The sequence below is a fragment of the Streptomyces sp. NPDC051104 genome, from assembly GCF_040682835.1.
GTDB classification, from domain to species: domain Bacteria; phylum Actinomycetota; class Actinomycetes; order Streptomycetales; family Streptomycetaceae; genus Streptomyces; species Streptomyces cynarae.
In genome coordinates this window covers 116,856-141,316 of sequence record NZ_JBFBBS010000003.1, presented here as the reverse complement: position 1 = coordinate 141,316, position 24,461 = coordinate 116,856, and the positions used below count along the sequence as shown (strand labels likewise).

Annotated in this window: 18 protein-coding genes and 3 pseudogenes; 12 read left to right on the top strand and 9 right to left on the bottom strand. The window is 72.0% G+C overall.

From position 1 onward, the window contains the following. Nucleotides 1-196: 196 nt before the first annotated feature. Nucleotides 197-577 (top strand): hypothetical protein, encoded by a 381-nt coding sequence (locus AB0N14_RS07260; RefSeq protein ID WP_366024866.1) that lies wholly within the window; start codon nt 197-199, stop codon nt 575-577. Nucleotides 578-740: 163 nt separating this feature from the next. Next, nucleotides 741-1,607, top strand: coding sequence for a fused MFS/spermidine synthase (locus AB0N14_RS07255; protein ID WP_366024716.1), 867 nt, complete (start codon nt 741-743; stop codon nt 1,605-1,607). A 35-nt stretch (nt 1,608-1,642) separates the two neighbouring features. Here AB0N14_RS07255 and AB0N14_RS07250 read toward each other — a convergent pair whose 3' ends face one another. Then, nucleotides 1,643-2,155 carry a hypothetical protein gene (locus tag AB0N14_RS07250; protein ID WP_366024715.1) on the bottom strand — a complete coding sequence of 171 codons (513 nt, stop codon included), beginning with the start codon at nt 2,153-2,155 and terminating at the stop codon, nt 1,643-1,645. 131 nt (nt 2,156-2,286) lie between these two features. On the opposite strand from AB0N14_RS07250, the gene AB0N14_RS07245 reads away from it, so the two are divergent. From AB0N14_RS07245 to AB0N14_RS07235, 3 genes are all read left to right on the top strand, one after another. Then, the gene (locus AB0N14_RS07245) at nt 2,287-2,991 is read left to right on the top strand and encodes a response regulator transcription factor (RefSeq protein ID WP_366024714.1); all 705 of its coding nucleotides are present in this window, start codon (nt 2,287-2,289) and stop codon (nt 2,989-2,991) included. Beyond that, nucleotides 2,988-4,373, top strand: coding sequence for a HAMP domain-containing sensor histidine kinase (locus tag AB0N14_RS07240; protein WP_366024713.1), 1,386 nt, complete (start codon nt 2,988-2,990; stop codon nt 4,371-4,373). The genes AB0N14_RS07245 and AB0N14_RS07240 overlap by 4 nt, the downstream gene beginning before the upstream one ends. A gap of 121 nt (nt 4,374-4,494) precedes the next feature. Further along, nucleotides 4,495-5,946: a cellulose binding domain-containing protein gene (locus AB0N14_RS07235; protein ID WP_366024711.1), complete on the top strand. Its 1,452-nt coding sequence runs from the start codon at nt 4,495-4,497 to the stop codon at nt 5,944-5,946. A gap of 48 nt (nt 5,947-5,994) precedes the next feature. Here the strand turns inward: AB0N14_RS07235 and AB0N14_RS07230 are convergent, their stop codons facing one another. From AB0N14_RS07230 to AB0N14_RS07210, 5 genes and pseudogenes are all read right to left on the bottom strand, one after another. After that, nucleotides 5,995-6,522 carry an STM3941 family protein gene (locus AB0N14_RS07230; RefSeq protein ID WP_366024710.1) on the bottom strand — a complete coding sequence of 176 codons (528 nt, stop codon included), beginning with the start codon at nt 6,520-6,522 and terminating at the stop codon, nt 5,995-5,997. Between the two features lie 126 nt (nt 6,523-6,648). Next, on the bottom strand, nt 6,649-8,082 hold the full coding sequence (locus AB0N14_RS07225; RefSeq protein WP_366024709.1) for a GH1 family beta-glucosidase: 1,434 nt from the start codon (nt 8,080-8,082) through the stop codon (nt 6,649-6,651). A 166-nt stretch (nt 8,083-8,248) separates the two neighbouring features. Further along, nucleotides 8,249-9,160 (bottom strand): annotated as a pseudogene (locus tag AB0N14_RS07220) (carbohydrate ABC transporter permease). Then, nucleotides 9,157-10,182 carry a sugar ABC transporter permease gene (locus AB0N14_RS07215; RefSeq protein ID WP_366024708.1) on the bottom strand — a complete coding sequence of 342 codons (1,026 nt, stop codon included), beginning with the start codon at nt 10,180-10,182 and terminating at the stop codon, nt 9,157-9,159. The pseudogene AB0N14_RS07220 and the gene AB0N14_RS07215 overlap by 4 nt, the downstream one beginning before the upstream one ends. Nucleotides 10,183-10,187: 5 nt before the next feature. Next, nucleotides 10,188-11,511, bottom strand: a pseudogene (locus AB0N14_RS07210) (extracellular solute-binding protein). 349 nt (nt 11,512-11,860) lie between these two features. On the opposite strand from AB0N14_RS07210, the gene AB0N14_RS07205 reads away from it, so the two are divergent. Both AB0N14_RS07205 and AB0N14_RS07200 read left to right on the top strand, forming a co-directional pair. After that, on the top strand, nt 11,861-12,916 hold the full coding sequence (locus AB0N14_RS07205) for a LacI family DNA-binding transcriptional regulator (protein WP_366024707.1): 1,056 nt from the start codon (nt 11,861-11,863) through the stop codon (nt 12,914-12,916). 152 nt (nt 12,917-13,068) lie between these two features. Beyond that, nucleotides 13,069-13,392, top strand: a pseudogene (locus AB0N14_RS07200) (hypothetical protein); the annotation flags it as partial. 46 nt (nt 13,393-13,438) lie between these two features. Here the strand turns inward: AB0N14_RS07200 and AB0N14_RS07195 are convergent. Further along, entirely contained in the window at nt 13,439-13,630 is a 192-nt protein-coding gene (locus tag AB0N14_RS07195) for a hypothetical protein (protein WP_366024706.1), read from the bottom strand. Between the two features lie 84 nt (nt 13,631-13,714). On the opposite strand from AB0N14_RS07195, the gene AB0N14_RS07190 reads away from it, so the two are divergent. Next, a complete protein-coding gene (locus tag AB0N14_RS07190; RefSeq protein ID WP_366024705.1) occupies nt 13,715-14,509 on the top strand; it encodes an SDR family oxidoreductase in 795 nt (264 codons plus the stop codon). 421 nt (nt 14,510-14,930) lie between these two features. Here the strand turns inward: AB0N14_RS07190 and AB0N14_RS07185 are convergent, their stop codons facing one another. Together AB0N14_RS07185 and AB0N14_RS07180 are read right to left on the bottom strand one after the other, a co-directional pair. Then, nucleotides 14,931-15,350: a PIN domain nuclease gene (locus AB0N14_RS07185; RefSeq protein ID WP_366024704.1), complete on the bottom strand. Its 420-nt coding sequence runs from the start codon at nt 15,348-15,350 to the stop codon at nt 14,931-14,933. Further along, nucleotides 15,350-15,604 carry a type II toxin-antitoxin system VapB family antitoxin gene (locus AB0N14_RS07180; protein WP_361288642.1) on the bottom strand — a complete coding sequence of 85 codons (255 nt, stop codon included), beginning with the start codon at nt 15,602-15,604 and terminating at the stop codon, nt 15,350-15,352. The genes AB0N14_RS07185 and AB0N14_RS07180 overlap by 1 nt, the downstream gene beginning before the upstream one ends. 402 nt (nt 15,605-16,006) lie before the next feature. Here AB0N14_RS07180 and AB0N14_RS07175 point away from each other — a divergent pair, with 402 nt between their 5' ends. From AB0N14_RS07175 to AB0N14_RS07160, 4 genes are read left to right on the top strand one after another with little or no spacing between them, the layout of a single operon-like run. Beyond that, nucleotides 16,007-17,554: a TIGR02677 family protein gene (locus AB0N14_RS07175; RefSeq protein WP_366024703.1), complete on the top strand. Its 1,548-nt coding sequence runs from the start codon at nt 16,007-16,009 to the stop codon at nt 17,552-17,554. A 40-nt stretch (nt 17,555-17,594) separates the two neighbouring features. Continuing rightward, a complete protein-coding gene (locus tag AB0N14_RS07170; RefSeq protein WP_366024702.1) occupies nt 17,595-19,019 on the top strand; it encodes a TIGR02678 family protein in 1,425 nt (474 codons plus the stop codon). Further along, entirely contained in the window at nt 19,016-23,128 is a 4,113-nt protein-coding gene (locus tag AB0N14_RS07165) for a TIGR02680 family protein (RefSeq protein ID WP_366024701.1), read from the top strand. The genes AB0N14_RS07170 and AB0N14_RS07165 overlap by 4 nt, the downstream gene beginning before the upstream one ends. Beyond that, nucleotides 23,118-24,404, top strand: coding sequence for a TIGR02679 family protein (locus AB0N14_RS07160; protein WP_366024700.1), 1,287 nt, complete (start codon nt 23,118-23,120; stop codon nt 24,402-24,404). Before AB0N14_RS07165 ends, AB0N14_RS07160 begins: the two co-directional genes overlap by 11 nt. Nucleotides 24,405-24,461: the final 57 nt, after the last annotated feature.

Genomic DNA, 24,461 nt, shown 5'->3' with positions numbered 1-24,461 from the left:
GATCTGCCATGAACTGCCATCCTTTGCGGCAGTGTTGCGCCGTTGCCGTTGACGCCCCCGAGCGTTGAACCCTGTGGACCGGGAGCCGCCCGAACTCCCGACCCAACTCACCGTCGAGGAGGGTTCCGTTGTGGATGCCGGGACGCAGACCCCGCACAGCACCGAGTTCCGTACACGGCCGCAGGCCGCCCAGACCGTGCCGGCCCCCGAGTGCGCCGCACCGCCGCACCGGGCCCCCGACCTCGTGACCGTGCCCGCCCGGCAGGGGCTCGAGGCGGTCGACATCCTCCGCCGCGGCGCGGGCGACTGCGTCGGGCCCGTCCTGCACGACGACGACTGCGACACCCTCGGCTTCCTGGTTCCGCCCGGCACCGCGGACGCCTGGGACGTCCCCGGCAGCACGTGCACGAAGACCGACGGGCGCGGCATGAGCCTGGTCGCCCCGCTGCCCCCGGTCGAGGGCACGGGCTGGCTCCTGCCGCCCGGCGAGGCGGAACCGGCCACGGACCCGGCGGTCCTGCGCGCGGCCCTCGGGGAGGCGGCCCGCACGATCGAGGCCGCCGACAACTGTCGATGAACGGCCCGCCCGGCCGGGACCGCCCCGGCAACCGTCGGTGAGCCTCCGTCCACACCTCGAATCGAACACCTCCGGCCGGGCGAGGGCCGGTGAGCCGACCGGGTTGCCGAGCAGGGCCCGTCCTCGGTGAGCCGCCCTCCGCGCCGCCCCCGATAATGGCGGGATGGGCAGGTCACGGAACGCGCGGCGCGGGCAGGGAGCCGAGGCCGTCGTCGAGGCGGTCGACGGCGGACTCGCCGAGCTGATACCCGACCGGGACCGGGCGCGCGCCTGGACCCTCCTCCTCGACGGCGCCCCGCAGTCGCATGTCGACCTGGACGACCCGCGGTACCTGTCCTTCGAGTACCAGCGCCGGCTCGGTCACGTCATCGACCTGGCCGCCCCGCCCGGCCGTCCCGTGCACGCCGTGCACCTCGGCGGCGGCGCGTTCACGCTCGCCCGCTACACCGCCGCGACCCGCCCCCGCTCCACCCAGCAGATCGTGGAGCGTGACGCGGCACTCGTCCAACTCGTGCGCCGTGCCCTGCCGTTGGACCCGAACGCCCGGATCCGGGTGCGCTCCACGGACGCCCGGGAGGGGCTCGCCAAGGTGCCGGACGGCTGGGCGGACCTGGTCGTCGTGGATGTGTTCAGTGGGGCGCGCACCCCGGCGCATCTGACGTCGGTCGAGTTCCTCACCGAGGTCCGCCGGGCGCTGAAGGACGGCGGTGTGTACGCGGCCAACCTCGCCGACGGCCCTCCGCTCGCCCATCTGCGCGGCCAGATCTCCACGACGGCGGCCGTCTTCCCCGAGCTCGCACTGATCGCCGATCCGGCCGTCCTGCGCGGCAAGCGCTTCGGCAACGCGGTCCTGGCCGCCTGCGCCCTCCCGCTCCCGGTCGCCGAACTGACCCGCCGAGCCGCCTCGGACCCGCACCCCGCGCGCGTGGAGCACGGCAAGGCGCTGACCGACTTCACGGGCGGCGCGGCGGCGGTCACGGACGCGGCGGCGGTGGCGTCCCCGGCGCCCCCGCCGTCGGTCTTCCGCTGAACCAGACCGAGCCCGCCGCCTCCGAAAGACAGGCCCTAGTAGTTCCCGATCTCCACATGGGGCGGACCGTCGTGCCAGGTGCAGAACACCGACACCCGGTCGGCACCGGACGCGAACTCCACGCGGATCCAGGTCTCCGTCTTCCAGACCTGCATCGACCAGCCGGTGCCGGGGGTGGCCGACACGAGCGTCGCCGAGGTGGTGCCCAGGTCGAAGACCACGCGACCGCCGGCGGTGTCGTAGCTCTTGACCTGGCCGGAGGTGGTGGTGGACGGGCTGGGCTTCGTGGCCCGGGACTTGGAGGGCGTCGGCCGCGGGCTCGTCGTGCTCGGCGTCGACGACGGGATCTTCGACGGGGCCGGCCGCTGCGTCGAGGGAACCAGCGGTCTCGACTCCTGCGTCGTCGCGCCGCCCGCGGTGACGGGCAGGGCGCGCGGCGGGTCGTACGCGGTGCCCGCCAGCACCGTGTGGACACCCCACCACGACAGCGTGGCCGCCGCTCCGGTGGCCAGCGTCCACGCCAGTACGTGCAGGAGACCTCTCAACATCCCGGCCATACTGCATCACCAGCCCCACGGGTGTCTCACGGGTCGCACACAGTTCCGTTTCTCCCGTTGCGGCGTGGGGAGTTGTCCACAGCCCCCGAACGGCCCGGCCCGCATGGCGTACGGTGCCGCCCATGGCAAGTGTGCTCGTGGTCGAGGACGACCAGTTCGTACGCTCGGCGCTCATCAGGCATCTGACGGAGGCCGGACACACCGTGCGCAGCGTCGGCACCGCGCTGGAGGCGCTGCGCGAGGTCGCGCACGTCCCCTTCGATGTCGTCATCCTCGACCTCGGACTGCCCGACCTGGACGGCTCCGAGGCGCTGAAGATGCTGCGCGGCATCACGGACGTCCCGGTCATCATCGCCACGGCACGCGACGACGAGACGGAGATCGTCCGCCTGCTCAACGCGGGCGCGGACGACTATCTGACCAAGCCGTTCTCGGTCGAGCACCTCTCGGCTCGGATCGCGGCGGTGCTGCGCCGCGTCCGCACGGCCGCCGCCGACGCCGGGCCCCCGACCGTCATCCGGGTCGGCGGCCTCGCCATCGACCCGTTGCGCCGCCACGCGGAACTGGACGGCATGCCCCTGGACCTGACACGCCGTGAGTTCGACCTGCTCGCCTTCCTCGCCGACCGGCCCGGCGTCGTCGTACCGCGCAGGGAACTGCTCGCGGAGGTCTGGCGGCAGTCGTACGGCGACGACCAGACCATCGACGTCCATCTCTCCTGGCTCAGGCGGAAGCTGGGTGAGACGGCCGCCAGGCCGCGCTATCTGCACACCCTGCGCGGAGTCGGCGTGAAGCTGGAGCCGCCTCGGACGGAGCCGCTGCCATGAGGTGGGCTCTGGTCAAGGTGTGTCTGGCGGTGACCGCGATGGTGGTGGTCGCCTTCGCGGTCCCGCTCGGGCTGGTCGTCAAGGAGATGGCACGCGACCGGGCCTTCTCCAGCGCCGAGCGGCAGGCCGCCGCGATCGCGCCCGCGCTGTCCATCACCACCGACCGGGATCAGTTGGAGCGGGTCGTCGCCTCGGCGGGCTCCGACGACGGGATAGCGGTGCACATCCCCGCGGGGGACGGCACGAAAGCGGTCGACATCGGCCGCCGGCGCGCCGCCGCCAAGGACATCGCGGCCACCCGCCGGCTCGGACGTGCCTCCACCACCGAGGTCCCGGGCGGCTCCACGCTGCTCCAGCCCACCGCGCTCAGCTCCGGGGCGATCGCCGTGATCGAGGTCTACGTGCCCGAGTCCGAGGTGACGCACGGCGTCGGCACGGCCTGGGCGGTGCTCGCCGCGGTCGGCGTCGCATTGATCATCGGCTCGGTGGCGGTCGCCGACCGGCTCGGCGTACGGATGGTGCGGCCCGCGCGGCGCCTGGCCGAGGGCGCGCACGACCTTGGGGAGGGGCAGCTCGGAGCGCGTGTCCCCGAGGACGGGCCGGCCGAACTGCGCGCGGCGGCGGTCGCGTTCAACTCGATGGCCGACCAGGTCGTACAACTCCTCGCGAACGAGCGGGAGCTGGCGGCCGACCTGTCCCACCGCCTGCGGACGCCGCTGACCGTCCTGCGGCTGAACGCGGCCTCGCTCGGCGACGGGCCGGCCGCCGAGCAGACCCGTCAGGCGGTGGCGCAGCTGGAGCGCGAGGTGGACACGATCATCCGTACGGCCCGCGAGGCCAAGCCGCAGACGGCGGCGGCCGGAGCGGGCGCCGGGTGCGACGCGGCGGAGGTGGTGCGCGAGCGGATGGAGTTCTGGTCGGCGCTCGCCGAGGACGAGGGCCGCAAGTGGCGGGTGGCCGGGGCCGACCGTCCGGTCCGCATACCCGTCGCCCGGTCCGACCTCGCCGCCGCACTGGACGCCCTGCTCGGGAACGTCTTCCGGCACACCCCGGAGGGCACGGCGTTCGCGGTCGACGTGCACAACGCCGACGACGCGGTGATCGTGCTGGTGTCCGACGCCGGACCCGGCATACCGGACCCGCAGGCGGCGATGGCCCGCGGCCGCGGCTCAGGCAGCGACGGCTCGACGGGCCTCGGCCTGGACATCGTGCGCCGGCTCGCCGAGTCGACCGGCGGCGACGTACGGATCGGCTCCTCGGTGCTGGGCGGCACGGAGGTGCGGATCTGGTTCCAGCTGGACGGACGGGCCCCGGTACGGCGAGGCCACCGCGTGCGCCGCAGACGCCGCCGCATATTGGTCTCTACCTTTAACCGCCCCTGATCCCTTCCTTAAGCGCACCCTAAGATCCTCAACGCCCGCCCGGATCAGGCGGTTTGCCCCCTACCGGCTCGCTAGCGTGCTGCCGCATCAACCCCTCCGTACCAGCGAAGGCAGGCACGCGATGAGCAAGGCGCACCGGCGCGGGATCAGCGGCAGAAACAAGGCGATCGGCGGCACGGTCGCCGCCGTCGTGGTCGGCGGTGGCGCCCTGGTGGTCACCGGCACCGCGCACGCCGCCGGCGTCGGCGCGGCGTACACGAAGACCAGCACCTGGTCGACGGGCTACACCGCGCAGTACGTGGTCATGAACGACAGCGGCCAGGCCAAGTCCGACTGGACGCTCCAGTTCGACCTTCCCTCGGGTGCGAAGCTCAGCTCGCTGTGGGACGGCACGTCGACGGTGAGCGGACAGCACGTCACCGTGAAGCCGCCGTCCTGGGACAAGGACGGCCTGGCGGCGGGCGAGTCGGTGACCGTCGGCTTCGTCGTGAGCGGCTCCGGGGACCCGACGGGCTGTGTCATCGACGGCGCGAAGTGTTCCGCCGACGACGGCACGCCCCCGCAGCCGAGCGGCCGCCCGACTCAGTCCCCGTCCCCGGCGCCGACCCCGCCTTCGACCGCCACTCCGTCGCCCACCGCCACGCAGACCACCGGAGGCGGCACGGGCACCGGATCCACGACGAACGCCGGCTTCTCCCCGTACGTCGACACGTCCCTCTACCCGGCCTTCGACCTGGTCGCCGCGGCCGACGCGACCGGCGTGAAGAACTACAACCTGGCGTTCGTGACCGACGGCGGCGGCTGCACCCCCAAATGGGGCGGCGTCTCCGACCTCGGCAACGACGCGGTGGCCGCGCAGATCGGCGCCCTGCGCGCCAAGGGCGGCGACGTCCGGGCCTCCTTCGGCGGCGCCTCCGGCTCGGAGCTGGCCACGACCTGCTCCTCGGCTGGCACGCTGGCGGCGGCGTACGGGAAGGTCGTGGACGCGTACAAACTCACCGAGGTCGACTTCGACGTCGAGGGCGGCGCGCTGCCGAACACGGCCGCGAACACCCGCCGCGCCCAGGCCATCACCAAGCTGCAGCAGCAACACCCGGGACTGGACGTGTCGTTCACGCTTCCGGTGATGCCGGAGGGCCTGACCCAGGACGGAGTGAACCTCCTCGCCGACGCCAAGTCCAACGGCGTGAAGATCTCCACCGTCAACATCATGGCGATGGACTACGGCGCCGCGTACAGCGGCGACATGGGCACCTACGCCGAACAGGCGGCGACCGCGACGCAAGCGCAGATCAAGAGCGTGCTGGGCCTGACCGACGGCGCGGCCTGGAAGACGGTCGCGGTCACCCCGATGATCGGCGTCAACGACGTCTCCTCCGAGGTCTTCAAGGTCGACGACGCCACCCAACTGGTGACCTTCGCCAAGTCCAAGGGCCTCGGCGGGCTGTCGATGTGGTCGGCCGCACGCGACAAGCAGTGCGACGGCGGCCCCAAGCCGACGGCGGACCCGACGTGCAGTTCGATCACCCAGGACAGGTTCGCGTTCTCGAAGGCGTTCGGCACCTACAAGTAGTGCCCGTGGGCCCCGCGGAGCCGACCCCGCAGGGCATGCCCCACGGTGCTACCACCTGAATCTCAACTCGGGGTGGTGGCGGCGCATGGCCGCCATCACCTCCTCCAGGTCCACCGGGAGCGTGGTCACCGAGATACTCGCCGGGCTGTAGCCGAACCGCAGGTTGGCCTTGCCGGCGACCCGGGCCATGCGCGGGGCGCGCGCCAGGTAGGCGTCCGGGTCATGCAGCACCAGCTCGATCATGCGCTGGGAGGCGGAACGCACCCTGACCTCGCGGACGGTGACCTCCGCGATCTCCGTCCAGCGGATCGAGCCCAGCATCACATGGGTCAGGCCATCTCGGTTCAGCACCAGTTCGGGCCGCCGGCGCAGCAGGCGGCCGATCGCCACACCCGCGCACAGGCCGAAGAACGGCACGGCGGCCGCACCTGCGGCGATGCCCTTGAGCGTGGCATGGTCGACCAGCAGCCAGACCCCCGCGGCCACGAACGCGAGCGAGCCGAGGGCGACGAGCGAGGTGCGACGCTGCGAGGACGGGTAGACGGTTGCCGCACTGTCGGCGGCTTCGGTGGTCACGCGACCACACCCTAGGACACCGGTCCTGCACCACAGCCCCGTTGCGACAGCCACCGGTCAGCACACGACCACCAGGGCGCGGCACTCCCCTCCCGTGCCGCGCCCCGAACCCGTCCCCCCGGCCGGTCAGTCCTCCAGCGGCGGCAGCTCCCCGGTCCGCGCCGCCCGGCCGTACCAGTGCGCGCTGGACTTCGGGGTCCGCTCCAGGGTCGAGTAGTCCACGAACACCGCCCCGAAGCGCTTCTCGTAGCCGTACGCCCACTCGAAGTTGTCCAACAGGGACCACAGGAAGTAGCCCCGCACGTCCGCGCCGTCCGCGATGGCCCGGCGCACCGCGGACAGGTGCCCGTGCAGGTAGGCGATCCGCTCCGGGTCGTGGACGCGGCCGTCCGGGTCCGGCTTGTCGTCGTAGGCCGCGCCGTTCTCCGTGACGTACAGCGGCAGGCCCGGCGCTTCCCGCGTGTAGCGCATGATCAGCTCGTGCAGCCCGGTCGGGTCGATCGTCCAGCCCATCTCGGTGCGCTCGCCCGGGGTCTGGTGGAAGGCCACGTCGTCCGCGCCCGGCCAGGGCGAGTGGGCGCTGGCGCCGTGACCGTCCGGACGCGGGCCACTCGCCTGCTCCTCGGCCGCCGAGACCAGCGTCGGCGTGTAGTAGTTCAGGCCCAGCGCGTCCAGCGGTTGGTGGATCGTCTCCAGGTCGCCGTCGTGGACGTACGACCAGTCCGTGACCGACGACGTGGCCGCCAGCAGGGTTTCCGGGTACACACCGTGCAGCATCGGGCCGTGGAAGACCCCGTTGGCCAGGTCGTCGATCTTCTGGCCCGCCGCCAGGTCCGCGGGGTCATGGGAGACCGTGCGCACCACGGAGGAGTTGAGGCTGACCGCCACCGCGTTGCGGGCCGGCATCACGGACCGCAGGGCAGAGGCGCCGAGTCCGTGTGCCAGGTTCAGGTGGTGGGCCGCGCGCAGCGACGCCGCCGCGTCCGTACGGCCCGGGGCGTGTACCCCGGAGCCGTAGCCCAGGAAAGCGCTGCACCAGGGCTCGTTCAGGGTGATCCACTGCTCCACGCGGTCACCGAGGGCCTCGCCCACGATCCGCGCGTACTCGGCGAACCGGTACGCCGTGTCCCGCTCCGGCCAGCCGCCCGCGTCCTCCAGCTCCTGTGGGAGGTCCCAGTGGTAGAGGGTGATCGCCGGCCGGATGCCGTGCGCGAGGAGTTCGTCCACCAGGCGGCGGTAGAAGTCCAGGCCCCGCTGGACCGCAGGGCCCCGGCCGGTGGGCTGCACGCGCGACCAGGAGATCGAGAAGCGGTACGCGTTCAGGCCCAGCTCGGCCATCAGCGCCACGTCCTCGCGATAGCGGTGGTAGTGGTCGACAGCGATGTCACCGCTCTCGCCGCCGGCCGTCCTGCCCGGTGTATGGCTGAAGGTGTCCCAGATGGAGGGGGTGCGGCCGTCCTCCCGCACCGCCCCCTCGATCTGGTACGCGGAGGTCGCGGCGCCCCAGAGGAAGGCGGGAGGAAAGGTCACCGGGGGGGCCGACTGTGCGGACTCAGACATGGAAGCGCTCCCATATGAGGTCGTGAAGACCGATGAGTTGGCGGAAGAGGGGGAGGGAGAGGGGGAGGGAAGGGGCCGGAGCGGCGGTGATCCGGCTCCCGTCGGCGGGTGGGCGTCCACGGCGGATGGGCGCCCACGGCGGATGGGCGCCCACGGCGGATTGGCGTCAGCCCTTGACCGCGCCCTGCATGATGCCGCCCACGATCTGCTTGCCGAAGATCGCGAAGACCAGTAGCAGCGGCAGCGTACCGAGCAGCGCGCCTCCCATGATCAGGGACTGGTCGACGGTGTAGCCGCGGCCCAGGCCCGCCAGGGCGACCTGCACGGTCGGGTTGCCGGTCTGGGTCAGGACCAGGAACGGCCACAGGAAGTCGTTCCAGGCCTGTACGAACGTCAGCATGCCGAGCACGGCCATCGCGGGCCGCGCCGCGGGGAACACCACGTTCCACACCACCCGTCAGCTGCTCGCACCGTCCACCCGGGCCGCCTCGATCAGCTCGTCCGGCAGCGCCTGGATCAGGTACTGCCGCATGAAGAACACGCCGAACGCGCTCACCAGCGACGGGAAGATGACCGCCTGCAACTGGTCCGTCCAGTCCAGCTTCGCGACCATCATGTACAGCGGGATGATGCTCAGTTGCGGCGGCACCATCATCGTGCCGATGCCGATCACGACCAGCATCAGGATGTTGCGGCCCCGGAAGCGCAGCTTGGCGAAGGCGAACCCGGCGATCGTCGACAGGAAGACGATGGCCGCCGCCGAGGTCCCCGCGACGATCGTGGTGTTGACGAACGCCTTGCCCAGGTTCGCCTGGCTCCAGGCGATGTCGAGGTTGTGGAAGAGGTTCCCACCGAACCAGAACGGCGGAGGGCTCTGCGCCAGCCGGTTGTTGGTGCGGGAGGCGGCGATCGCCGTCCACACCAGCGGGAACAGCGAGCCGATGGAGAACAGCACGAGGATCGTGTACGCGATCGGGCCCGCATGCATCTGCCCGCCCGCACGGGCCGACTTCGTGCGCCGTACGCGCTTCGGCTCCTTCGCCGCCGCGTCGGTGGGAGGGTTCAGGGTCGTCGTCACGGCCGGGTCTCCTGACTACTGGCGCGCAGCCGGCGCGAGATGACGTAGTTGACGACGCCGATCACGATCAGGATCAGGAACATCGTCCAGGCGATCGCGGAGGCGCGGCCCAGGTGCTGGTTCACCCAGCCCTGCTCGTACAGGTACAGGCCAAGCGTCTGGAACTGGTGCTCCGCACCGCCCGACGCGCCCTTGTTGGCGTCGAAGATCAGCGGCTCGCCGAACACCTGGCTCGCGCCGATCGTCGAGACGACGCAGGTGAACAGGATCGTCGGGCGCAGCTGCGGCAGGGTGACATGAAAGAACTGCTGCCAGCGCGAGGCGCCGTCCAGCGCCGCCGACTCGTACAGGTCCTGCGGGATCGCCTGCATCGCCGCGAGGTAGATCAGCGCGTTGTAGCCGGTCCAGCGCCAGATGACGATCGTCGAGACGGCGATCTGGGACGGCCACTTGTCGTTCTGCCAGTCGATCTTGTCGATGCCGACGAAGTGCAGCGCCCAGTTGATCACGCCGTAGTCGCGGCCGAACAGCAGGACGAACACGAGGGAGGCCGCGGCGATCGACGTCACGTACGGCGCGAGCATCACGACCCGGTAGAAGGTCGAGCCGCGCAGCTTGTAGTTGAGGATGTGCGCGAGACCCATGGCCATCAGCAGTTGCGGGACCGTCGAGATGATGCCGATGGTCAGGGTGTTCTTCGCCGCGTTCCAGAAGAAGTCGTCGTCGAAGATCCGCGTGTAGTTGTGCAGGCCCGCCCACTGCATGTCGGTGGGCGCGGTCAGCTCCACCGTGTGCAGCGAGGCCCAGCCCGTGTAGACCAGCGGGAAGAGCCCGAAGGCGACGAAGAGCAGGAAGAAGGGGGAGACGAAGGCGTACGGGCTCCACTTGATGTCCCGCTGCCAGCGCCGGGACAAGCGGGCGCGGCGCCGCCGCTCCGCCTCCGTGGGGGTGGCGGGCGGGCGGGCCGGGGCCGCGCCCCCCTCCTTCGCGGGGGGCGCGGCGATGTCGGGCCGGGTGGCCATGCCGGTCACTTCTCCAGGTTGTTGTCGATGGTCTTGGTGGCCGTCGCCCAGGCCTCCGCGGCGTCTTGCCCTTGGTGACGAGGATGACGCCGTTGTCCGTCAGGCCCTGCTGGATGATCTGGTCCTTCGGGCCGATGACCTGGACCGGGATGTTCTTGGCGGCCTCCGCGAAGATCGTGCCGATCGGGGCGTCACCGGTCATGTCGTTCTTGGCCCCGGTCACCGCGGGCGTCGTGTACGCGCCGGGTGCGCTCGGGAAGGAGCCCTGGGTCGCGAACAGCTCGGCCTGCTGCTCGGGCGCGGTGAGCCAGGCGACCAGCTTCTCGGCCTCGGCGGCGTTCTTGCCGCTCTTCGGCACGGTCAGGAAGGAGCCGCCCCAGTTGCCGGCCTTCGGCGCCTGGGCCACGTCCCACTTGCCCTTCGCCTCCGGCTTCGACTGGCCCTTGATGTAGCCGAGCATCCAGGGCGGGCAGGACATGGCGGCGAACTTGCTGTTGGCGATCGTCGTGTTCCACGCCGGCTGGAACTGGGTCTGCCCTCCGACCAGACCCTCCTGCGCGGCCTTCGCGGTGGTGTCGAAGGCGGCCTTCACAGCCGGGTTCGACTTGTAGACGACCTTGCCGGAGGAGTCGTAGAAGCGGGTGCTCTCGCCGGCGAGGATCGCCTGGAGCAGACCGCCGGGGGAGTCCATGAAGGTGGTGCCGCTCGGCACCTTCTTCTTGTACTGCTCGCCGGCCTTGACGAACTTGTCCCAGCTGCCCGCCCACAGCTTGCCCACGGCGTCCCGGTCGGTGGGCAGGCCGGCCGCCTGGAACAGGTCCTTGCGATAGCAGATCGCCAGCGGGCCGATGTCGGTGCCGAGGCCGATGGTCTGGCCGTCCTTGGTGGGGCCTGCTGCCACTTCCAGTCCAGCCAGTTGCTCTTCTGCACGCCGGAGACCTTGGACAGGTCCACCAGCTTGCTCGCGAAGGTGCTGGTGACCTCGGCGATGTTGCCGACTTCGACGGCCTGGACGTCCATCAGACCGCTGTTGGTGGTCAGGTGGTTCACGAGAGCGGGGTAGTAGTTCTCGTTCCGCTCGATCGCGTTCTCCTGGATCTTGATGTTCGGGTGGAGCTTCTCGTACTCCGCGTAGAGACCGGCCTCCTTGAAACCCATCGTGCCGAACAGACCCAGCGTGATCGTGGTCTTGCCCTTGCTGTCGCCACCGGAACCGCCGTCGCTGCTCCCGCCGCTGTCGTTGGCACAGCCGGCCAGCAGCCCGGCGCCCAGCACGGCGACGGCCGTGAGGGCTGTCGCCTTGTGGCTGGATCGGGTACGTGCTCGCATGTCGTCCTCCAGTTGCCCTGACGTGCCGACCCCCCGGCCAACTTCTGTGCTGGGCCCGTGTCTTGTCGCTGCGGCTCGGGCGGGGAACGTGCGGGATGTGTATGGGGCAGGTACTGTGGGAGCGCTCCCACAGGTGACGTGTTGAAGAGTCGTGGGTCCGGGCGGGGGTGTCAGGGGAGCGGACGGTGTCAGACGCGTTCAGTTATCGGGACGTTAACTGGCCGCCGAGCGGGGCCGCCCACGGGGCGCGGGGGCCCGGGGCGGTCGGCCCCGGCGGCGGTCGCGGAGCCGCACGGGACTGTTACATTCCAGGCCAGGCGCGCGACGCGCGGTGCGACGGGAGGCGACCATGACAGGCCACGGAACGCGGGGCCGAAGTGGCCGGCGGCCGACTCTTGAGGAGGTCGCCGCACGGGCCGGCGTGGGCCGCGGCACGGTCTCCCGGGTGATCAACGGCTCACCCCGGGTGAGCGACGCGACGCGCGCGGCCGTCGAGGCGGCGGTCGCGGAGCTGGGGTACGTGCCGAACACGGCGGCCCGGGCGCTGGCCGCGAACCGTACGGACGCGATCGCGCTCGTCGTCCCCGAGCCGGAGACGCGGTTCTTCGCGGAGCCGTACTTCTCGGACATGGTGACGGGTGTCGGGGCCGCGCTGTCGGACACCGAGCTGCAGTTGCTGCTGATCTTCGCGGGCAGCGACCGGGAGCGGCGCAGGCTGGCGCAGTACCTGGCGGCGCACCGGGTGGACGGCGTCCTGCTGGTCTCCGTCCACGCGGACGACCCGCTGCCCGACCTGCTCGCCCAGCTGGGGATCCCGGCGGTGATCAGCGGCCCCCGCTCCGCGTCGGAGCCCCTGCCGTCGGTGGACTCGGACAACTACGGCGGCGGCCGCTCGGCGGTGGAGCACCTGATCGCCCGGGGCCGCGCCCGCATCGCGACGATCACCGGCCGGCTCGACGTGTACGGCGCCCAGCGGCGCATCGACGGCTACCGGGACGCGCTGCGGGACGCGGGTCGTGCGGTGGACGAGGCCCTGATCCTGCCCGGTGACTTCACCGAGGAGGGCGGCCGGCGCGCCATGACGGAACTGCTGGTCCGCCGCCCGGACCTGGACGCGGTGTTCGCGGAGTCGGACGTGATGGCGGCGGGCGCGCGCCAGGTGCTGCGGGAGGCGGGGCGTCGCATCCCGGACGACGTGGCGCTCGTGGGATACGACGACTCGGCGATCGCCCGCCACATGGACCCGCCGCTGACGAGTGTGCGCCAGCCGATCGAGGAGATGGGCCGGGCGATGATCGACCTGCTCCTGGACGAGATAGCGGACCACCGTCCGGTGGCCTCCCGGACGCTGGACCGGCGGCAGGTGGTGCTGCCGACGGAGCTGGTGGCGCGGGACTCGTCCTGACGCGCCCGAAGTCGGCGCCCTGCCTGCGCGCAGGGGCCGTGCGCGGAAGCCGCGCGCAGGGGCCCGGCGCAGCCGTGCCGAGCGGACTGCGACCATGGGACGCATGCGGAAAGGCGGTGCGATACGGGCAGTCGTGGTGGCGGCGTGCGGCGCTCGACGACCCGGGAGCCAAGCTGCCGTATACCAAGTCCGCGTCGTTCCAGGCGCCGCACACCTGGAGCAAGTCCTACTGGCACGACTTCGACTACGTCATCGCCATCGACTACAACCGGGTCAAGGGAACTCCAGCCAATGACCCGGCCCGGCGGCTGGGACAGTCGAAGGGCGGCGACATATGGCTGCACATGGACCACGGCAGCGGCACATCGGCGTGCGTGAGCCTGTCCGAGTCGGCGATGCGGTACCTGCTGCGCACCCTCGACCCGAAGCAGCATCCGGTCGTGGTGATGGGCGACAAGACGGAGCTGAACGCCTGACGGAGCGTCTGACCCGGGCACAGCCCGCCGACCCGAGGTCCCGCCCCTACCACGCGCGCCGTTCCTCGTCCTGCGTGCCGAGCGCTTCGCGCAGGCCCTGGCCCGCACGGTCACGGACCCGGATCTTCGCGGCCTGCCCCTGGTCGGAGGCGTGGACCAGTGGGCGGACAGCACCGACCTGCTCAGCCGGCACCGGGCCCTTCAGGCGGCGACGGACGCCCTCGCAGAAGCGTCGCATTGAACGGGCGGGCTGCTTGACGAGACGGCGGCGCCGAATCCTCCTACCGTGGAGATACGGGGGCCGATCCGGAGAAGGACCGCCATGGACCTCCAGCTCAAGGACAACGTCGCCGTCGTCACCGGAGCAAGCAAGGGCATCGGCCTCGCCATCGCCGACGCCTTCGCCCGTGAAGGCGTACACGTCATCGCCGGCAGCCGGAGCATTACTCCCGAGCTCGAAGAGCTCCGCGAGAAGTACGGCGTCACCGCGGTCCCGGTCGACCTGGCCACCGCGGACGGACCGGACGCACTGGTCCGGCACGCGGTGGACCGGTACGGCAGGGTCGACATCCTGGTCAACGGTTTGGGTACCGCGACACCCCGTCCGAGCTTCTTGGACATCGACGACATCGAGTGGCAACGGATCTTCAACGTGACCCTGTTCAGCGCGGTCCGGGCCAGCCGCGCGGCGCTTCCCCACCTGCTGGACGCGGACGGGAGCTCCATCATCAACATCAGCTCCATCAACGCGCGCCTTCCCTTCCCCATGGTCGTGGACTACTCGGCGGCCAAGGCCGGGCTGGCCAGCCTGACCAAGTCGCTGTCCGAGGAGTTCGCACCGCGAGGCGTCCGGGTCAACGCGATCGCCCCGGGACCGGTTCGCACGCCCTTGTGGACCGACCCGGGCGGCTTCGCCGATGCCACGGCGGCCCAGGCCGGGACCACCGCGCAGGAAGCCATCGATGTGGTCGTGCCACAGAGCATGGGTATCTCCACCGGGCGCGTCACCGAAGCTCACGAAGTCGCCGACCTGGCTCTCTTCCTCGCGTCCCCGCTCGCCGGCAACATCACAGGAGTCGAGTTCACGATCGACGGCGGCCAGGTCAAGACGTTGTGATCTCCTTCTCGGACTCCCGCGGGGCCCCGAAAAGCAGTTCAGCCGGTTACCTGCTCCCACAGGTCACCGGCTGACTACGAAGGGTGAGTGACGGGACTCGAACCTGTTTCGTATCACCATCGTGACCTGCGCCTTTACTGTACAGGTGGGTAAATCCGGGCATACGGGTGACGGGTGATGGCGCAGCATGACGCTGCGCGGCATCCGGTTTGGCCATGGCCAAACGCTCCAGTTGGGGACGATGGATGCGCATGAGCGTGGAGATCGTGCCCATGCGCACCATGTGCCGGACGGAGATCCGGATTCATTCGTGAACAGGCGGTCCGCAGTCAGGCCGCGGCGGACTTGGCATGGCTGATGTCGCGGAACGCGTGACCAAGGCTTCCGGCCGCCGACCTCGCCCGGTAGACGGGCGGCCCGCTCAACGGTCGGCGCTGCCGGGCGGTACGACCCATTCGGCGGGTTGTCCCGTCAGGGAGGCGATCATGTCGAAGTCGCCGTCGTAGTGGAGGACTGTCCGCTGGTGCAGTTCTGCCGTGGCGGCGATCAGTAGGTCGGGGAGGGACAGTGCGCGGTGGAAGCCTGCGTTGAGAGCGTGGCGCTGGACTTCCAGGGCGCGGACGAAGGTGTGGTCGTCGGCGTGAATGTAGTCGAAGGCATGGAGCCAGGTGCTGATCCGGGTCGCCTCGGAGCTGTCCCGTGCAGAGTGGATCATCTCGTACTCCGTGGGCTGGCACACTGCGAGGAGGTAACGCTCGTGGAGGGGCTTGAGCACCTCCTTGACACTCGGTTTCGTCCAGCGGGCGAGGGCGGACTTGTCGATCAGGTAGTGGTCCTGCATCAGGCGGCCCGGCCTCCGTCGCGGTCGCCGTCGTGCTTGAGAGAGCCGTCAGCGTTGCGGGGGCCGGTGTTCTCGACGATCTCACTGAAGTCGAACTCGCCGGCCTCCATGGCGTCGAAGCCCTCCTGTCGCAGGTGCCTCTTGACGGCGTCTTCCATGGCGAGGCGGACGGCTTTGGCCTTCGTTTTGGCCCCGAAGATGCGCATGGCCTCGGTGACCATGTCTTCATCGAGGTCGATGACTGTTCTGGCCATGTGGATGGTCCCTCCGCTGCTAACCCTGCCAGTGAAACGATACCTCTTGTTGCCCAAAATAGATGTCGTTTCGGTGTGACGGCGACAGGGAGTTGGTCAAGTGGGCCTGCCGGTGGACAGCGATCCCGGCACCGCGGCAGGGCTGCCCCTCGCCGCGGGCGGCTCACCGGTGTGGCTGGGGGCGTACGCAGCGATCCGCCGCTGAGCCGGCCGCCGGGTGGATCCCCGACAGCGGCCACCGCCCGGTAGGGGGTGCGAGAGGGGCGCGCTGTAGCACAGATGGAAAGAGCCGGGGAGCGACTTACCCGCGCTGGTCGGGGTACGGCAGACTGGTGTGGATCCGGTGGTCTCCGGCCGGATGTGCACCGGCCGAAACAGGGGAGAAGGGAAGCCCGCAGATCCGTGAGTGACGAGTTCGACGCCTCGGAGCCCTCGGCCTCGGAGTCCGTTGACGAGGGCGCGTTCGGCATCGACGCGTTCTCCGTCGACGACCGGCTGCGGCTGTTCCACTTCGCCGCCGCCGAGAAGCGCCACGAGTACCTGTGGCTGCTGCGGGCCTTCGACCGCGGGCGTGCCAACTACCAGGTGCTGCTGCACGCTTCGGACGTGGTGGGGCTGCTGGAGCGGCTCGCCGTCGACCATCCCGCTGTGGGCGCCGTCGGCGGGCCCGCCGGTGTGCAGCCGCTGCTCGACGCGCTCGCGGAGTGGCAGGTCCTGGACCGGTCATACGACGGGACGCGCGCCGCGAACCTTGCCGAGTACCGCAACCGCCACTACGTGTACCAGTTCACCCAGGCCGGATACCGGGCTTACCGGGCGGTGGAGGACGTGCTCGGCGCCAGCCTGGAGGACGCCCAGCTCTCCCGCCTCGTCTTCCCCGATATTCTCGGCGACCTGCGCGCCCTGGCCGAGGCCAACACCGCGGGCGACGGCGAGGAGGTGTACCGCAAGCTCGGCCGTCTCGACTCGGTGCTGAACGAGATGGCGCAGCGCGCCGCCCGCTTCTATCTCATGCTGGGCGACCTGGCGCGCACCAACGACACCCGGCCCGAGGTGTTCCTCGCCCACAAGGACACGCTCCTCGCGCACATGCGGGAGTTCACCGCCGAACTTGGCCGCTACGCTCCGCTGCTGGCCGAGGCCGTCGAGAAGGCCGCGGCCACCGGCGTGGACCGCATGATCGAGTACGCGGCCGAGGCCGACGAGCGGCTCTTCCGCAGCCCCGCCGAGCGCCTGGCTGACTGGCGGTATCGGTGGGACGGCATCGTCCACTGGTTCGCGGAACGCGAGCACAGCGAGACCGAGCGGCTGCAGGACGCCACCGTCACCGCGATCCGCTCCGTCCTCGCTCTGCTGCGCCGGGTCACCGAGGCGCGCCGTGGCGGAGTGAGCCGGGAGAGCCAGCTGCGCCATCTCGCCCAGTGGTTCACCTCCTGCGAGAGCGACGAGGACGCTCATGCCCTGTACCAGGCGGTTTTTGGGCTCGGTGCACCCCGCCACATCGCCGTCCCGTACGCCGATCCCGAGCTGATCCCGGGGCGTACGTCCTGGTGGGAGGCGGAACCGGTCGAACTCGCCCGCACCCTGGTCCAGTCCGGCCGCACCCCCGCCCTGCACGGCCCCGGCCGCATCGAACGCGACGACGACCGGCGGGCCCTGCTCCGCGCCGAACAGCTCAAGGAACAGGCCGAGCGCCGGGGTGCCGCGAACTCTCTCGCCTCGGACGGTGTGTACGGCCGGACGCTCGACGAGCCCGAGACACGGGCTCTGCTGGCCCTGCTGGACGTGGCCCTCGCCGCCCGTGTCCCCGCCAGCCGCCGGGTCACCGCCGCTTCCGGCTCCGCCCACGGGGTACGGCTCACCCTCGCCCCCGCCGAGGGTTCCACCACTGTTGACACCGTGCGCGGGCGTCTCCATCTCGACGGGCTGCGCCTGGAGGTCACCGCATGAACCGTACGAGCCGTACGAGCCGTCACCTCGGCAGGACCGCATGAGCCGCGTCGCAGGGGGCGTCTCCCCGCTCGAACTCGCCGACTACCAGAAGGCGGTACGGCTCGTCCTGCGGCATCCGCTGATCACACCCGGGTACCCGGACAAGGTGGCGCTGGCGACCGTGCGCCGCTGGGCCGATCAGCTGCGCACCGACCTGATGGAGGTGCTCGGTTACCGGCTCGTGACCACCGCTGACACCGCCCGGCTCCAGCGCGCCCAGGACGGCCTGGACGCCACCCGCCCGGCCCTCACCCGCGCGGGACGGCCCTTCGACCGCCGCCGCTACGCCTACCTCGTGCTCACCCTCGCGGCGCTGGGCCGCCACGGCGCGCAGGTGGCGCTCGGCGAGCTGGCCGACGCGGTCGCCGCTGACGCCGTACGCATCGACGGACTCGGCCTCGACACCGCGCGCAAGCCCGACCGGGACGCCTTCGTCGACGCCGTCACCTGGCTCACCGAGCGCGGCGCGCTCACCCTCGCCGACGGCTCCGCCACAGCCTGGGCCAGCGACCCCGAGCGGGCCGAAGCCCTGTACGACATCGACCGGGAGATCCTGCTCGCCGTCCATCACCCGACCCGCGTCCTGCAGCACCTGACCTCGGTCACGGCGCTCCTGGACTCGGCCGGTGCGCTGGGCATGTCCGCCGGGCGTGCGGCCCAGCGTCGCGACCAGGCCCGCCGGGCCCGCCGTCTGGTGCTGGAGAATCCCGTCGCGTACTACGCCGACGCCGACACCGAACTCCTGGGCCAGCTGCGAGCCCCCGCCCTCGCCGAGGACCTGGAGCGCCTGACCGGGTTGACGGTGGAGCGGCGGGCCGAGGGCGTGGCGCTCATCGACACCTCCGGCAGGCTGTCCGACATCCGTTTCCCCGGCGGCGGTACCGCCGCGCAGGCTGCGCTGCTGCTGGCCGCCCGGATCAGCGCCGCCGTCCAGCGTTCCGGACGGCGCGCCCTCGAACTGCTGCCCGCGCCCACCGCCGCCGAACGCCTCGCGGCGCGCGCCCGGCGTATCGACGCGGCTCTGCCGTCGCGTGGTCCGGTCGCCGAACTCGCCGGACTCGCAGAGCCGGACGAGGCGTCGGCGTACGCGCCACCCGGTGACGAGGGGGAGGAGCCGGAGGAGACCCGTTCCCCCTTCGTCACGGGCTCCTGGCTGCGGGGCAAGCTCAAGGAGATCACCGCCGAGTACGGCGCGGGCTTCGCCGCCGACCTGCGCGACGACCCGGACCGGCTGCTGGACCAGGCGCTCGGTCTGCTGGCCGCCATGTCGCTGATCGCCCGGGTCGACGGCGGGGCCCTCGCGCTTCCGCTGCTCGCCCGTTACCGGGGGGTTACCGCCCGCGTGAGAACCCGTACGGCGGCCCAACCGCCCTCCCAGACACCCCTGTTCACCGACGACATCGCCAAGGACCCGACTCCGTGAGCACCCCCGCTCCCACCCAGGCCCCCACTCCCTCAGCCCGGTTCGTCCCCACCCGCGCCGGGATCATCAACCTGTGGGACTACCGGGACGAGGAGTTCTCCTTCGCGGGCGGCTGGTTGGTGCTGCGGGGCCCCAACGGGTCCGGGAAGACCAAGGCGCTGGAGGTTCTGTTCCCGTTCGTCCTCGACGGCCGTATCGACCCCAAGCGGCTCAACCCGTTCGCCGCCGAGGACCGCACGATGAAGTCCAACCTGCTCTTCCGCGGGCAGGACAGCGCGCTCGGCTACGTCTGGATCGAGTTCACCCACCGGGAGACCGGCGAGGCCGTCACCTGCGGCATCGGGCTGCACGCCCAGCGGCACCGCGACACACCCGCCCGCTGGCACTTCGTCGCCGACGGCCGCGTCGGCGAGGACTTCTCCCTCCTCACCCACGACGACCGGCCGATGACGAGGAAGCAGCTCGCCGCCGAACTCGGACGTGAGCTGATCACCTCCACGGCCGACTACCGTGCTGCCGTCGACCAGCGCCTGTTCGGCCTCGGCCCGGAGCGGTACGAGCAACTGCTCACCCTGATCCTCACCCTGCGCCGCCCGCAGCTCGCCAAGAACCTCGACCCGGCCAAGCTCTCCGACACCCTCACCGCCGGCCTGCGCCCGCTCGACGACGACCTGATCGCCGAGGCGGCCCGTTCCTTCGACGACATGGAGTCCGTGCAGCGCACGCTGGAGGGGCTGGCCGCCGCCGACGACGCCACCCGCGCCTTCCTCGCGAGCTACTCCACCTATCTGCGGGTCCACGCCCGCGCCGCCGCGGACCGGCTCACCGCCCGCCGCGCCGAGACCGCCGAGCGCGCCGCCGCGCTGCGCACCGCCACCACGGACCTGGCGGCGGCCCGGGAACAGCAGGCCGCCGCCGAGAAGCGCGCCGAGTCGGCCGACGCCGCGCTCGCCGCCCAGCGCGCCCGTCTCGACCAGCTGCGCTCCTCCGCCGCCTACCAGGCCGTCGAGCAACTGGCCGACCTGGAACGCCTGGTGCGCACCTGCGAGCAGACCGCCCGGCAGGCGAGCGCCGAACGCGAACGCCGCACGGCCGCCACCGGCCGCGCCCGCGCCGAGGCCGAACACGCCGCCCGGCTCGCCGTCGAACTCGACGCCGCCGTTTCCCGGGACGCCGCCGCCGTCGCCGACCACGCCCACACCGCCGGCCTCCCCTGGACCCCGGCCGACGCCGAGCCCGCCCATCTCGCCGAACGCTCCGCCGCACTCGCCGCCGCCCGCCACGAGGGCGTCCGGGCCGTGCGTGCCGCCCAGCAGGCGGCACGCGGCGCCGAGCAGACCCGTGACCTCGCCCGGGTCTCCCTCGACCGCGCGCAGGAGGCCGTCACCGCGGCCGAGACCGCGGAGACCGCCGCCGAGTCGGCCCTCGAATCCGCCCGCGAACAGGCCCGTACGGCACTCGGCCAGTGGACGCAGACGCACGGCGAACTCCTGACCGAGGAGGGGACCGGCCGACTCGCCGAAGCCCTCGAACGCACCGGCGAGGCCGAGGCGGTCACGCTCGCCGACGCCTTCACCGAGGCCACCGCTCCCGCCGTGCAGGAACTGCACGACACCCTCGCGACCCTGCGCGCCCGGCGCACCGACGTCGAGCGCCGCCGCGCCGAGACGGAAGCCGAACGCGACCGGATCGCCGCCGAACACGACGACGCCCCGCCCCCGGCCCGCGGCCGCACCGCCGAACGGACAACCGGTGACGGCGTCCCGTTGTGGCAACTCGTCGACTTCGACGAGGACCTGACAGAGCGTCAACGAGCGGACCTGGAAGCGGCCCTGGAGGCGTCGGGCCTCCTCGACGCACTCGTCACCGCCGAGGACACCCCCGTGGCGGCCGGGCACAGTGAAGGCTACCTGCGTGCCGGCGCCCCGGTGAACGGACCGAGCCTCGCCGATCTCCTGAGCCCCGAGAGCCCCGAGAGCTCTGGAGTCGGCATCGCGATCCCGACCGCCGCCCGGATCACCGCCGTACTGCGCTCCGTCGCCGTCACCGGCGACCTCGACACCGGCATCCCGCACATCGGCCCCGACGGCCGGTACGGGGCCGGTGTCCTGGTCGGCGCCCACACCAAGGAGCACGCCGAGTACGTCGGCGCGACCGCCCGCGCCCGCCGGCGCGCCGCCCGGATCGCCGCCTGCGAGGCGCTGCTGACCGAACTCTCCGCTCAGCTCGACGAGGTGGCGCGCCTGCAGGCCCGTACGGACGCCGCCCTGGAGGCGTACGCCGCCGCCCGCGCCGCCCTGCCCCGCACCAGCGGCATCACGCAGGCGCTGCGCGAGCTCGACCGGGCCGCGGCGAGGCTGCGCGCCACCCGCGACGCCGCCGACGCCGCCCAGGGCTCGTACGACGAGTCGGTGGCCGCCTGCTCGGTCGCCGAACGCGCTCTGCGCCGCACTGCGGCCGAGCACGCCGTCGAGGTCGAACGCGTCGACGCCGTCGAGACCGCCACCCGCGCCTTCGAGACGACGGTCCGCGAACTCGCCGCCCGCCGCCGCGAACACGCCCGCCAGAGCGAGGCGGCCGAGGCCGCCGCCGATCGGCTCGGCGCCGCCGCCGAGGACGAGGAGGCGGCGGCGGACACCGAGCGCGCGGCGCGCCGCCGGCACACCGAGGAGGCCGCGGGACTCGAAGCCCTCCAGACGGCCGTCGGGGCCGAGGCGCAGGAGGTGATGCGCCAGGTGCAGGAGACCGAGGACGGGATCGACGCCCTGGTGAGGGAGGCCGAGGCGGCTCGTACGGCCCAGCACGCCGCCATCGCTGGCACCGCGGCGGCCGAGGCCCGCCGTACGGCCGCCGCCGAGGCCGGTGCGGTTGCCGCGGCGGAGGAGAAGGACACCGCCCGCGGGCTGCGCCCGTACGCCGCCCGTGAACTCCTCGACATGCTGCGCTGCCCGCCCGGCCTCGCCTGGCCCGCCCAGGAGGCCGACTGGGCCGGTGCGGGACTCCCGCCGGCCGTGGTCGCCCTCCATGAGGCGGTCCTCTCCGTCACCCGCGACCTCACCCCCACCGAGAGCAGCCTCAAGCAGTCCGTCACCCGTCTCACCAAGGCCCTGGACGACCTGCAGGCGCAGCTCGCCGCCGCCGGACAGGACTACCGGCCCGAATGGGACGGCTCCGACGGCGTCATCCTCGTCCGCGTGGCCGACGAGGAGGGCCCGCTGCCCGTGGCGGCCTTCGCCGAGAAGATCGCCTCCCACCGTCGTGATCAGGCCGAACTGCTCTCCGAGTCCGAGCAGCGCATCCTGGAGGACGCCCTGCTCACCCGGCTCGCCCAGCAGATCCACGACCGCACGGTCGACGCCCGCGACCTGATCAGGCGGATGAACACCGACATGCGTCGGCGCACCATGTCCTCGGGGACCACGGTCGGGGTGAACTGGCTGCTCGCCGACCATCTCGACGACGAGCAGCGCGCCGTCTGCGCCCTCCTCGACGCCGATGCCGCCCGCCTCGGCCCCGACGGTCTCGCCCGGGTACGCACCCACTTCGCCGCGCAGATCAAGACCGCCCGTGCCCGCCACCGCGACCAGCCCTACCGCGAACTGCTCGCCGAGGTCCTCGACTACCGGCGCTGGCGGCAGTTCGCGTTCCAGCTGGTACGCCCCGACAAGACGGAGGAGAGGCTCACCCGCGCCCGGCACAGCCGCCTGTCGGGCGGTGAGCAGTCCGTGTCGCTGCACCTGCCGCTGTTCGCCGCGGCGCACGCCATGCTCAACTCCGCCGACCCGCACGCCCCGCGCCTGCTCGCCCTCGACGAGGCCTTCGCCGGAGTGGACGACACCGGGCGCGGCGAACTCATGTCACTGGCCGCCCAGTTCGACCTCGACCTCTTCATGACCGGCTACGACCTGTGGGCCGCCCACGCCTCCGTGTCCGCCGCCGCCCACTACGACCTTGCGCACACCGCCGTCGACCACACCGTCTCCGCGCTTCTGCTCGTCTGGGACGGCGACCGGCTCCTCGCCGACGACACCGGCGACCTCACGGCCGCCCTCGGCTCGCCCGGCACCCGGCGGGCCCCGACGCCGGAGGAGGCCGCGGTTGTCGACTGAGCAGCGTGAAAGCCATGGGTACGACGAGTTGCGTGGCGAGGGATGGACCCGGCTGCTCGCAGCTGCCCGCCGCAGACTGGAGCGCACCGGCGGCGCACTCGACGGCGACATCGGGCTCACGGGGCCCAGCGAGGCCGAGCGCCGCACCGTCATCGGCATCACCGGCCGCTACCGGCCCGAGACCGTCAAGCGCCTCGCCGTACCCCTGCGTGACCTGGACGGGTATCTGTACGACCGTTACGGCGCCGGTCTCCTCCAGACCCTCGTCCGGCTCCACGGTCCGCTGCGCGACCGGCCGGCCGAACGGGCCGATGAACAGGCCCGCCGGGAGCAGGCCCTGACGGCGGCCCACTCCAGTCGGCTCGCCGGGCAGGGATGGTTCGCCGCCTGGCTTGACCGCATCGCCGCCGACGGCACTCTCACCCGTCTCGTACGCCGGGGGGACGCGCCGCTCCTGGACGCGGCGGTACGCGTCCTGGAAAGACTGACCGGTGACGGGGACCACCGTGCGGGCTCCCCGAGCCGGGGCCCCGGTGTCCTGCCGCTTCCGGTGCTCGCCGAGTGGGCCACCGGCGACACCAAGGCCCTCGTGCCCGGCGCCCCGCTCGAACAGCTCGTCCTGCGCGCCCTCGCCCAGCGAGCCGGCGACGGCCGCGACGTCCCGCGTGAGCGGGCCGGGCGGCGAGCCCTGTGGGAGAGCGCCGGGGCCATCGCCGACGACCTTGCCAGCCAGGTACTCGTCCTCAACATCGGGGCCGAGGGAGACACCGTGGTCTGCGACTGGCTGCGCGATGCCGCCGACTTCGGCATCCCCTTCCGGCTCACTCTCCACCAACTCGCCACCGACCCCGTCGTCCCCGCCGCCCGCACCATCTACGTCTGCGAGAACCCGGCCGTACTGCGCGCCGCCGCCGGCGAACTCCAGGACACCGGTGCCGCCCTCGTGTGCACCGAGGGCGTCCCGTCCGCCGCCTGCCACAAACTGCTCGGCGACGCCGTACGAGCGGGAGCCCGGCTGCACTGGCGCGCCGACTTCGACCGGGCCGGACTGCGCATCACCGCGGACGCCGTGGCCCGCCACGGTGCCCGCCCCTGGCGGATGACCGCAGCTGACTACACGGCGGCACTCGGCGAGGGCGAGTCCACCCCGCTCGCGGGAGCGCCCGCGGCCAGCCCCTGGGACCCCGGACTGGCCCTCGTGATGGAGGAGTCGGGCAGTGCGGTCATGGAGGAACGCCTCCTGCCCGCGCTCCTGTCCGACCTCACCCGCGCCTGAACCGGCGTCCGGTGGTGGTCGGATCGATCCGTCCACCACGGTGTGCCGGCCGGCATC

Bases quoted from the DNA above. Each gene is read 5' to 3' on its own strand.
- AB0N14_RS07255 (WP_366024716.1), top strand. From the start codon at position 741: ATGGGCAGGTCACGGAACGCGCGGCGCGGGCAGGGAGCCGAGGCCGTC.
- AB0N14_RS07250 (WP_366024715.1), bottom strand. From the start codon at position 2,155: ATGTTGAGAGGTCTCCTGCACGTACTGGCGTGGACGCTGGCCACCGGA.
- AB0N14_RS07245 (WP_366024714.1), top strand. From the start codon at position 2,287: ATGGCAAGTGTGCTCGTGGTCGAGGACGACCAGTTCGTACGCTCGGCG.
- AB0N14_RS07240 (WP_366024713.1), top strand. From the start codon at position 2,988: ATGAGGTGGGCTCTGGTCAAGGTGTGTCTGGCGGTGACCGCGATGGTG.
- AB0N14_RS07235 (WP_366024711.1), top strand. From the start codon at position 4,495: ATGAGCAAGGCGCACCGGCGCGGGATCAGCGGCAGAAACAAGGCGATC.
- AB0N14_RS07225 (WP_366024709.1), bottom strand. From the start codon at position 8,082: ATGTCTGAGTCCGCACAGTCGGCCCCCCCGGTGACCTTTCCTCCCGCC.
- AB0N14_RS07215 (WP_366024708.1), bottom strand. From the start codon at position 10,182: ATGGCCACCCGGCCCGACATCGCCGCGCCCCCCGCGAAGGAGGGGGGC.
- AB0N14_RS07205 (WP_366024707.1), top strand. From the start codon at position 11,861: ATGACAGGCCACGGAACGCGGGGCCGAAGTGGCCGGCGGCCGACTCTT.
- AB0N14_RS07195 (WP_366024706.1), bottom strand. From the start codon at position 13,630: ATGCGACGCTTCTGCGAGGGCGTCCGTCGCCGCCTGAAGGGCCCGGTG.
- AB0N14_RS07190 (WP_366024705.1), top strand. From the start codon at position 13,715: ATGGACCTCCAGCTCAAGGACAACGTCGCCGTCGTCACCGGAGCAAGC.
- AB0N14_RS07185 (WP_366024704.1), bottom strand. From the start codon at position 15,350: ATGCAGGACCACTACCTGATCGACAAGTCCGCCCTCGCCCGCTGGACG.
- AB0N14_RS07180 (WP_361288642.1), bottom strand. From the start codon at position 15,604: ATGGCCAGAACAGTCATCGACCTCGATGAAGACATGGTCACCGAGGCC.
- AB0N14_RS07170 (WP_366024702.1), top strand. From the start codon at position 17,595: ATGAGCCGCGTCGCAGGGGGCGTCTCCCCGCTCGAACTCGCCGACTAC.